The organism is Microbulbifer harenosus, assembly GCF_005771435.1.
Classification (GTDB): Bacteria; Pseudomonadota; Gammaproteobacteria; order Pseudomonadales; family Cellvibrionaceae; genus Microbulbifer; species Microbulbifer harenosus.
This window is the reverse complement of record NZ_VANI01000011.1, coordinates 262,925-273,729: the sequence shown is the minus strand read 5'-3', so window position 1 is coordinate 273,729 and position 10,805 is coordinate 262,925. Positions and strand designations below refer to the sequence as shown.

The 10,805-nt window shown below is 61.1% G+C and carries 8 protein-coding genes; all 8 read left to right on the top strand.

Annotated elements, in window-relative coordinates; genetic code table 11:
- Window positions 1-148 (top strand): transposase domain-containing protein (locus FDY93_RS12015; protein ID WP_181954057.1); only part of this gene is annotated, 148 nt, incomplete at its 5' end.
- A 135-nt stretch (window positions 149-283) separates the two neighbouring features.
- The gene (locus tag FDY93_RS12010) at window positions 284-1,435 is read left to right on the top strand and encodes an erythromycin esterase family protein (protein WP_138235979.1); all 1,152 of its coding nucleotides are present in this window, start codon (window positions 284-286) and stop codon (window positions 1,433-1,435) included.
- Window positions 1,436-1,557: 122 nt separating this feature from the next.
- Complete coding sequence (locus FDY93_RS12005; protein WP_138235978.1) at window positions 1,558-2,052, top strand: YcxB family protein; 495 nt, start codon at window positions 1,558-1,560, stop codon at window positions 2,050-2,052.
- A 126-nt stretch (window positions 2,053-2,178) separates the two neighbouring features.
- Window positions 2,179-3,228: an oxidoreductase gene (locus FDY93_RS12000; protein WP_138235977.1), complete on the top strand. Its 1,050-nt coding sequence runs from the start codon at window positions 2,179-2,181 to the stop codon at window positions 3,226-3,228.
- A gap of 143 nt (window positions 3,229-3,371) precedes the next feature.
- Window positions 3,372-3,836, top strand: coding sequence for a DinB family protein (locus FDY93_RS11995; protein WP_138235976.1), 465 nt, complete (start codon window positions 3,372-3,374; stop codon window positions 3,834-3,836).
- Between the two features lie 64 nt (window positions 3,837-3,900).
- Window positions 3,901-5,445: a BCCT family transporter gene (locus tag FDY93_RS11990; protein ID WP_138235975.1), complete on the top strand. Its 1,545-nt coding sequence runs from the start codon at window positions 3,901-3,903 to the stop codon at window positions 5,443-5,445.
- A 42-nt stretch (window positions 5,446-5,487) separates the two neighbouring features.
- Entirely contained in the window at window positions 5,488-6,552 is a 1,065-nt protein-coding gene (locus tag FDY93_RS11985) for a helix-turn-helix domain-containing protein (protein WP_138235974.1), read from the top strand.
- A 198-nt stretch (window positions 6,553-6,750) separates the two neighbouring features.
- Complete coding sequence (locus FDY93_RS11980; RefSeq protein WP_138235973.1) at window positions 6,751-10,773, top strand: autotransporter domain-containing protein; 4,023 nt, start codon at window positions 6,751-6,753, stop codon at window positions 10,771-10,773.
- The last annotated feature ends 32 nt before the right edge of the window (window positions 10,774-10,805 follow it).

The window sequence follows — 10,805 nt, the reverse complement described above, 5'->3', positions numbered from 1 at the left end:
CAAGGCCAATCAGTTGGAGCCCTCAGCCTACATCCACTATGTACTGGACCGAATCGGTGAGGCCGACACGCTGGAGAAGCTCGAAGCCCTTCTGCCGTGGAATGTGCCCTTGAAGCCTGTTTCAAAAAATTTGGCTCAGTATGGTTAGGGGAAGTGTGTCGATTTAACGGCGCTTACCGATGCACTGCTCGCAAAGGCCGCCAGTCGCCGGTTCATACTTCTGGGTGAGGCCAGCCACGGCACCCATGACTTTTACACGGCCCGCGCCGAAATCACCCGACGTATGATCGAGGAACAGGGTATCGACGCTGTAGTCGTTGAGGGGGACTGGCCCGATGTCTACCGCATCAACCGCTTTGTGCGCGGGCTGGGCGGCGACGCCAGCGCGGGGGAAGCTCTGGGAGATTTCGAGCGCTTTCCGCTGTGGATGTGGCGTAATACGGTGATGGAGTCATTTATCCAATGGCTGCATGAGTGGAATTCCCAGCGACCCAGAGAGCAACAGACCGGTGTTTACGGGATGGATTTGTACAGTATGTACCGCTCGGCCGACGCCGTGGTGTCCTATCTCGACCAGGTCGATCCCGAAGCCGCGGGACGCGCGCGCGAGCGCTATGCGTGCATGAATCACCACGGCGACCCACAACGCTACGGCTATACCGCCGCAATGGGCATCAGTGAATCCTGCCAGCACAAGGCGGTGGAGCAGGTGCTGGAGATGATGCAGGCCCGCAGCCAGTGGCTGCAAAAGGACGGTATCCTGGCCGAAGACGAGCAGTTCTATGCGGAGCGCAATGCGCATGTGGTGCAGCATGCGGAGGCCTACTACCGCGGTATGTTTTCCACCCGTGTGAACACCTGGAACCTGCGTGACGAACATATGGTAGACACTTTACTGGCGCTGCGACGGCACATCGAGCGGCAGCGAGGACGACCGGCGCGCATCGCGGTGTGGGCGCACAACTCGCACCTGGGTGATGCGCGAGCCACGGAATCGGTGCAACGCGGGGAACTCAATGTCGGTCAATTGGTGCGTGAAAAAACTGCTGGCGAGGCATTACTGGTAGGATTCACCACCTACACAGGACATGTCACTGCGGCTCAAGAGTGGGGTGATACTGCTGACCATCGCTGGGTGCGGCCAGCACTGGAAGGCAGTGCCGAGGCACTGTTCCATCAGAGCGGGCTCGGCCGTTTTTATCTCGATATGAGCCCGTTGCAGGGCGACGCCCTGCGCGAGCCGCTGCTGGAGCGGGCCATCGGCGTTATCTATCGGCCGGAAACGGAACGGCTGAGCCACTATTTTTACGTAGATATCCGCGACCAGTTCGATGTGCTATTTCACCTGGATGAAACCACCGCGCTCGAACCTCTGGATCTCACCGAGGGCTGGGACCAGCAGGAGCCACCAGAGACCTGGCCGTTCGGCATATAATCCGCCGATGCAGAATACGCTGCCCTTGGGGAGCAGGTAGGCCCGCAAATGGCCTATCTACCATCACCGGGGCAGGTATAACATCAAACCTGACAACCAACCGAAAATAACGAGTGGCTCCAGTGCAACCGTTTAGTACACAATTTACGTTATCCCGAGAATACCTTGCTGAGTGTTTCGACCAGTCTCTACCCCACGGGAAAGGCGCCAAGCCCAATTATCTGTTCCCGGTATTACTGTTTGCGGCTGGTGCCGGGTTACTGCTGTTCATCGAGCAATCTAAAGTCGCCGGCTACATGCTGATCGCGTTGGCGGTTCTGGAGCTGCTGCATATTCGCTTCCGGCGAGCTTGGTGGTTAACACGGCAGATGTGGGGAAAAGGTGCCGGTGCCGAAGTGAAATTAACCATAGATGAAGATGGTATCCAGACGCAGAACGCCTATGCGCAAACAGCGCTGATATGGTCTGATATCGAGCGTGTTATCGAAACCGATTTGGGACTGATACTGGTGGCCAAATCCGGCAGCCGGCAGTACTTGTCCAAATCGCTGTTTCCTGCAGACTTGGTGAACGAGATTATTGTCAAAGCCAATGGGCAAGCCGGAACCAATTCATAAAGATCACCCCCCATTTAGGTAAGCGACCATATTTGCAGGCTTTTATCGACACTACGCACCGTTAAACGTTGAGATTGTGTCGGTGGATATGGTTTTTCAAATGAGCACCGCGGAGCGCTGTTTTCCATGAGTACAACTGCCGAAATCAAAACTGCCATCATCGGCTACGGCTTCTCCGCCACCACCTTTCATTTGCCGTTTATTCTGAACCTGCCGCCCTTTCGGTTCACCGCGGTCAGCACGTCCAAGGGGGACGTGGTGCGTCAACAACATCCGGGTGTAGAGGTTTATACACAGGCCGAGAAGCTGCTGACCGAAAGTAATGCCGATCTGGTGATCATCACCGCACCAAACGAAGCACACTTTGCGTTGGCCAAGTTGGCGCTGCAGCAGGGCAAGCATGTAGTGTTGGAAAAGCCCTTCGTGACCCGCGTCGAACAGGGCGAAGAGCTGATCGCGCTGGCCCGCAAACAGCAGCGGGTACTGAGTGTTTACCACAACCGGCGCTGGGATGGAGACTTCCTGACCGTACGGAAACTGATTGACGATGGCCGCCTGGGCACTGTGCGTTACTTTGAAAGCCATTTCGATCGCTTCCGGCCCGAGGTGCGCAAGCGCTGGCGCGAGTCAAACGTTGAGGGCGGCGGTATCCTGTTCGATCTTGGGCCGCACCTGCTAGACCAGGCGCTGCAGCTGTTTGGTCCTCCGACCGCGATCACTGCGCAGGTAAAAGCACTGCGACCACACGCCGAGGTCGATGACTTTTTCCATCTCACCCTGCACTACCCGGAGCGATTGGTGGTACTCCGCAGCAGCCCTTTCTGCGCCTCTCCAAACCTGCGCTTTGAAGTGCAGGGCGAGGCCGGCAGCTATGTGAAGTATGGCCTGGACCCGCAGGAAGACCGCCTGAAAGCCGGGCTGTTGCCGGTGACTAGAAATTGGGCCCATGAAGCTCCCGAGCAATACGGCCAGCTTTACACGACAAACGGCACGACCCAGGTCACCACTGAAACCGGAGGTTACCAGCACTACTTCCAGCAATTGGCCCGGGCGGTTCTTTCTGGCGGCGAAGTCCCGGTAAGCGCAGAACAGGCTCTTTGCAACATACGCTTGGTCCTCCTTGCGCAGCAGAGCAGTGCCAGTGGCCAAACAATTAAAACCGATAGCCGCGAGTAACCGCACCGCAAGCACAGAATGAAAAAACTGGTGCCTTATTTTTTGAAAGGAATGAATCATGCAAAAGTTAACCGGCCGTTGTTTATGCGAAGCCATTGAATATGAAATTACCGGCTCCCACGCAAAAGTGAGGGAAACCAGCCATGGAGAGTAAGTTCCGCTACAAGGCGTGGGCGAATCAGGAGTTACTGGAACTCATTCGTCAGATCAACAGGGAAGAGCATCCCGAGCAGTGGACCATGGCTGTGCGTCTTCTCAACCATACTCATGTGGTGGACAAGATTTTTATCGCCCACTTGAAAGGTGAAGATCACCCCTACACCGCTACCAATACTCCGGAAACTCCTACGCTTGCCGAGTTGAATGCCAAAATCCAGAGTACAGACCAATGGCTGATCAACTACGCCGTTGAGTTTGACCGCTTGCAAGATAACAGAGTCATCAGTTTCACATTTACTGACTGCGATCGCGGCAGCATGTCCGTCAGTGAGATTCTGGATCATCTGATCATTCACGGAACCTACCATCGAGGCAATATCGGTATGTTACTTACCGCATGCGGCATACCCCGGCCCGGCGATACGTTTACAAGATTTCTGCATTCCTAATTTGCCACAGCTTCGGCCACAGCGATAAGGTATCCGCCCTGCTCAATAATCCGGAAACGGCCAAATGTTAACCTCCGCGGCAACCAGAGACCGGCCCGTCTCTCCTTGGCGAGAGCTGAAACCCATCGCCTTCTGGCCCACCCTCGCCGCCATGCTGCTGGCACTGGTGACAATCGCCGTCGACCCGGCGCAGTTTGTGCGCGTTGCCGGCGCTCTAAATGCCGCAATTGTCGATAGATTATCGCCCCTTTATCTGTATTCGGCGCTCGCCCTGTTGCTGCTGTGCATTGCTGTATTTGTATCCCCGCTCGGCCGCGTTCGCATCGGCGGCGATGGCGCAAAACCCATCTACTCCCCCTTCCGCTGGTTCTCCGTATCCCTGACCACCGTGATCGCCATGGGTATCCTTTTCTGGGCGGTGGCGGAACCGGTGCTGCACTTTCGCGAGCCGCCCCCTTTCGCCGGTGTGCAGGCAGGCAGTGACGGCGCGCTGCGATTCGCTATGTCCACGGTGTTCGTGCACTGGACACTGGCTCCCTATGCCATCTACACGGTGGCGGGCCTGACGTTTGCACTGGGCTTTTACAACCGTGGCTACGGTTTTTCCGTGGATGCACTATTGCACCCTCTGCTGGGTGCGCGCCTGCGCGGCCCGCTTGCGCAACTGGTGGATGGACTGGTGCTGTTCTCCGCGGTGGTGGGCATGTCGGCGGTGCTGAGCGGCGGGCTACTGCTGATCGGCGACGGCCTGCAGATGCTGTTTGGCATTGCAAAATCACCGCTGGTGTATGCGGCAACCTCGGCCTTTATCATCGCGGTGGCGCTCCTCTCCGCCGCCAGCGGCTTGCGCCGGGGTATACAGCTGCTGGCCCGCGTCAATACCGTGCTTTTTCTGCTGTTGATGCTGTATGTGCTGGCACTGGGCCCAAGCGCGTTTATCGCGCGGGCCGGTGGCGAGTCCCTGTTAACGTATCTATCAGAATTTATTCCTCGTCACCTGATGCTGGACGAACCACCAGGCAGCCGCTGGTCGGGGTGGTGGACCACGGCCTTCTTTGCAAGCTGGTTTGCCTGGGCTCCCCTTTCCTGTCTGTTCCTGGGCAAGATTGCCCGAGGCTATACCGTGCGCCAGTTCATCTTGGTAAACCTGCTGCTCCCGTCTGCCTTTGGCGCACTGTGGTTTTCCGTTTTCGGTCTATCCGCGCTTTATTTCGATATTCAGGATCAGGGTGCCATGTACGGCGCCTACCAGCGCGAAGGTCTGGCGATCATGGCCTACCAGTTGTTTGGCTACCTGCCCGGCGGCTTTGCGCTCGGCCTGTTTTTTATCTTTGCCTGTCTTATCTCATTTATAACCGCCACAGATTCCAATACGGATGCGATTGGTGGCCTGTGCAAGCGCGCGGTCACAGCGCGGGAGATGAACTCGCCGTTCGGAATAAAACTGCTATGGGCGGGCGTGATCGGGGCCGTAGGCTGGTGCAGCGTCACCTTTCTGGGAGTCGACGGTATCAAGATGCTCGCCAACCTGGCCGGGCTGCCGGGCCTGCTGATTGTGCTCGGGAGCGCGGGTAGCCTGATCGTGTTGCTTGCGCAGCAGCGCTTGTGACACGATAACCTCCTGCATAAAGCGCTGGGGCGAGGAACTCGATTGACCGCGAACAAGGGTGACAAGTCCGCATACTGGGATTGGACGCCGGAAATCTGGCGCTGGAATCCGAAGCTGGGCTGTTGGTCGCCGGAGTATGGCGGGCCCAGCGCCAATGTATCTCTGGAAATTTCCACTGCCGGCCAGAATCCTGCCGAGGCCTATGACTACTGGCGGGAAACCGTGCTCCACGGCTGGGATGCCGACAGTCCCGACACGAACCAAAGACGCGGCTTCAGCGCTCGCGCCAGCGCTCTCTTCACCCCCCGCGGAAACCTCTTCTGGTACCGGTCTGACGCCGTATCCGGCAGGCGCACCGAGCGCCAGTGCCGTTTGTATGAAGGCGAACCGATCAACCTGGGACTCGTGCTCGCCGGTAAACGCCACCACGAACAGGCTGGAGACCGCGCGCAGAGTGCCGGCCCCGGAGAACTGATCTTTTACGACCCCGCCTACCCCTCGCGCACCGCTTGGGAAGAGCACAGCGGCGTGCATCTGACACTGGAGCGGGAAAGCGTGCGCAAGGCCCTGGGCGGCTACTTACCCCCGCCCAGCCAGGTGATCGCCGGCCTGCGCCACAGCCGCCTGTATCCCTTCCTTTACGCCCAGTTGCAGCTGTTGGCGCAGTATGGGGGCCGGCTGGCGTCGCACGAGCGCGCTCTGGTGCTGGAACAGACCCAGGATCTTGCCCTGGCGGCGCTCGGCAGCAGCGCTCTGGATGAACCGGACGGCGCAGGTCATCGGAATGGCAACGGCTTGTTCCTCGCCGCACAGCACCTTGTCCAGCAGCAACTGGCGAATCCCGAGTTCAACGCCCGCGCCATTGCCCGCCATCTGAGTTGCTCCCGCGCCAGCCTCTACCGCGCCTTCGCACAACAGGGCCTCACCGTGGCCGGGTACCTGCGCGACGCCCGCTTGCAGCGGGTTCACCAGTTGCTGCAAAGCGCCCCGCCCCACCTCACCATCGCCGAGATTGCCGCCCGCTGCGGTTTTCTGGACAGCGCTAGCTTCAGCCGTTTGTTCCGCCACCATTTCGGTATCAGTCCGCGGGAGCTGCGCCACGGCTGACGCCCCCCTTGATATCCACGGCAAAACCCGCTTGTAAATAGCCAGCACGGTGCGCGCAGCGGCGCTGAGACATACTGCAATTCCCCCGAGACTCCTCGCATAACACCCCTTCTCCCGGCGCCCGCATAATCCGCCCGATTTCGCGCTGTGTCACACAAAGCGCGGGCACTGGAACGCATTTCTCATCGGGGAAGAGGCATGAACCACAACTACCGCATCACCTTCAATCACAGCCTGCGGCTGTTTCAGGTAGTCTCGGAACTGGCAACCGCCTCGCGCGCGGGCAGCGGCTCCGCCACCCCGGGCGAAAAGGCTGCCGCGCGGAGCCCGAGGCGCGGGTTGCGCTCGCTCGCACTGACGCTGGCGCTGGCGGCCACGCCGGCTGGGGCGGTACAGATAATCGACGGCGCCAGTGTCGAGATAGTGGACGGCAGCGGTGACGGCACCACGGGCACGCAGGACAGCCCGTGGAACCTTGAGGGGGCCCTCTTTATCGGCCGTCAGGCTGGCGACGATGCCGGGCTGGTAATCCGGAACGGCGGCAAGGTCAGCAATCTCTGGGGCACTATCGGCGTCGACACCGGTTCCAGCGGCATGGTGACGGTGACGGGCGAGGGCTCAGACTGGGCCAATAACGGCAGCCTGTCTGTCGGCAATCGCGGCACCGGCACGCTGAGTATCGAAGACGGCGGCATGGTCAGCAATACCGATGGCTATATCGGTTACGACGCCGGTTCCAGCGGCACGGTGACGGTAACCGGCGAAGGTTCGGGCTGGACCAATTCCAGTGCCCTTCATGTCGGCATTAATGGCACCGGCACGCTGAATATCGAAGACGGTGGCTCAGTCAGTAATACCGCCGGCTATATCGGCGCCAACCACGGTTCCACCGGCAGGGTGACGGTGACCGGCAAAGGCTCGGGCTGGACCAATTCCAACTGGCTCTATGTCGGTATTAATGGCAGCGGCACGCTGAATATCGAAAACGGCGGCACGGTCAGCAATAGCTCCAGCTATATCGGCCGCTTCTCCAGTTCCACCGGCACGGTGACGGTGACCGGCGCTGGTTCGGGCTGGACCAATTCCGGCTGGATCATTGTCGGCATTGATGGCAGCGGCATGCTGAATATCGAAGACGGCGGCAAGGTGAGTGGGGCCGCGCTTGCGATGGGCGATGCCGACGGTAGCAGCGGCGCGCTTCTTCTGTCCGGCACGGAAACTGGCCGCGGGGTGCTGGAAACCGGGTTTGTGCAAAAACGCGACGGCGGCGCCAGTTTCACCTTCGATGGCGGCATTTTGCGCGCGACCGCGAACCAGGCAGATTTCCTGCCCAGCTTCGCCGCGGGCGATGTGACCATCGCCGCCGGCGGCGCCTATATCGACAGCAACGGCTTCGACATCGGCATCGCCACGGATCTGCAAGGCAGCGGCAGCCTGACCAAGCTGGGCGCAGGCACGCTGACACTCGCGGGCGCCAACAGCTATACCGGCAGTACCACTATTGAGGCCGGCACCTTGCTGGCCGGCGCCTCGACCGCCTTGGTCCAGAACACCGCCTTCACCATCAACGGCGGCACCCTGGATCTCAACGGCTACGACCACGTCATGTCCTCCCTTTCCGGCGGGGGCGGCACCTTGGCTATCGGTGGCGCCGGGCTAACCGTCGATCAGACGGGCGATACCGCCTATGCGGGCGCCCTCACCGGCGTCGGCTCCTTTCAAAAGACAGGCAGCGGCACACTGGAATTTTCGGGCGACAGCTCCGGCTTTACCGGCGCGACCTTGGTCGAGCAGGGCCTGCTGGCGGTCAACGGCATCTTGGGTGGCGACCTTACCGTGCAGAACGGCGCCACCCTCGGCGGCAGCGGCACAGTGGGCAGCACCACCATGGAAGAAGGCGGCATTCTGGCCCCCGGCAACTCTACCGGCACCCTCACCGTGGACGGCGACCTGACCCTGGCCCAGGGCTCTATCCTCGACTTCGAGTTCGGCGCCCCGGGCGCGGATTTCAATACCCCCGGCGACAGCGACAGCGTGACGGTGAGCGGCGACCTGGCCCTGGAGGGTACCATCCTCGATATCACCGACACCGGCGGCTTCGGCCCCGGCCTATACCGCCTATTTGACTACGATGGCAGCCTCACCCTGAGCAACGGCGGCCTGCTGCTCGACGATGCCCAGGACGAGACGGTGCTTGCCTTCCAGTACCTCTCCAATGAAACGTCAGGCGGCCAGATCAACCTGCTCAACACCAGCGGCATGGTCCTGAACTTCTGGAATGCCAACGGCCAGGCCGGCGAAAGCCAACTAGGCGGCGGCAACGGCACCTGGTCCGCGTCTGCGGAAGTCTGGGCGGACGCTCATGGCATCCTCACCGGCGCCATGCGTTCGCAACCTGGCTTCGCCATTTTCGGCGGCGAAGCTGGCACCGTGACCCTCGACACCAGCGATGGCGAGGTAACCGCCACCGGCCTGCAATTCGCCAGCGATGGTTATCGGCTCACCGGTGGCACTCTGACCCTAAGCGTCGATAGCGAAATTCGCGTCGGCGACGGCGGTGTCGGCAGTGAAACCTGGACCGCCACCATCGACAGCGCAGTCGCCGGCAGCGAAGGCCTGCGCAAAACCGGCGCGGGCACCCTGACCCTGAGCGGCAACAGCGCCGGCTTTGCGGGCAACACCACCATCGCCGCGGGCCTGCTGATGGTAAATGGCAGCCTCGGTGGCTCCCTCACCGTACAGGACGCTGCAGTCCTCGGCGGCAGCGGTACAGTGGGGAGCACTCAACTACAGAGCGGCGGTATTCTGGCCCCCGGTAATACCATCGGCACCCTAACCGTGTACGGCGATCTCACTTTCGGCAATGGCTCCGTCTATCTGGCGGACGTGGACGCTGACGGCAACGGCGACCAGATTCATGTCAGCGGCAGAACGACTCTGGGGAACGGCTCGGCAGTGCATGTGGTGGCCAGCGGCGACTTCGAACCCTTTACCGACTACACCATCCTTGTCGCCGACGGCGGGATCGACGGCCAGTTCGGCGCCGTCACCACCAACTACGCCTTCCTCGCGCCGCAGCTGAGTTACGACGCCAGCCACGTCTATCTGGAACTGACCCGCAACGATCTGCCGTTCGGCGATCTGGCGCGCACCCGCAACCAACGCGCCACAGCCGACGGCATAGAGACCCTGGGCCGCCAGCACCCGGTGTACCAGCGGGTGGTGACCCTGGACGCGGACTCGGCGCCCACTGCCTTCGAAGCCCTGAGTGGCGACAGCCTGCTCGCTGGTATCAACGCCAGCCGCGAACTGCAGCGACGCTTCTCCGCAGAACTCCGCCGCCAGAGTTCACCCATGGGCGCCCTGGCTGTCGGCCCGGCACCGGGCGAGCACGGCGAGGGCCCCGCCGCGTGGGTACAGGTGGAATCCACTCGCTTCGAAGAGGACGGGCAGCTGATCACTGGCAACGCCAGCTATCGCATGAGCGGCCAACTGCTCGCGGCCGGTGCAGACGCGCGCTGGAACGAGCAGTGGCTGCTGGGCACCGCGCTTGCAACGGCGGACGCAGACCTGGACTACCGCAACCGCGATGCCGAAGGCGAACTTTCCGCCCGCTACCTCGGACTTTACGCACGCTGGGACAGCGACGGCCCGCTGTACCTGCGCGGGGATCTGAGCTATGCCGACGGAGATACGGATTATCGCCGCCAAGTTGACGCAGACCGACTCAGCGCATCCGATTCCGTTCGCGGCACCCGCCTGGCTCTGGAAGCGGGCCTGGACCTGCACTGGGCCGGTCTGGACCTGCGCCCCTATGCCCAGGCCGCAAGCGAACACCTGAAGCGGAACGGCTTTACAGAGAAAGGCACTAGCAGCGCGGAGCTGACCGTGGAGGGCAACAGCCAAAGCAGCGGCGAGGCAACCCTGGGGCTGGATCTGTCGCGGGCCTTCCTGGCCAACGGCACCTGGGTTCAGGTGCAAGCCGGGTTGGCCGCGGTGCGCGGCTTCGGCGACATCTCGGCGGAACAGGATGCGCGCTTCGCCGGTGGCGACACCTTTACCCTGTACAGCGCGGACGTAGACGCCACTCAGTTGGACACATCGTTGTCGGCGGAGATGCACATCAGCCGAAGACTGTCTCTGTGGGCCGGCTACCGCGGCCGCTTTGGTGGCGACAGCGAAGTGCACGGCGGGCAGCTTGGCGCCCAGTATCGCTGGTAGGTCAAATCACCCTGCACACAGTCACCTGCAGG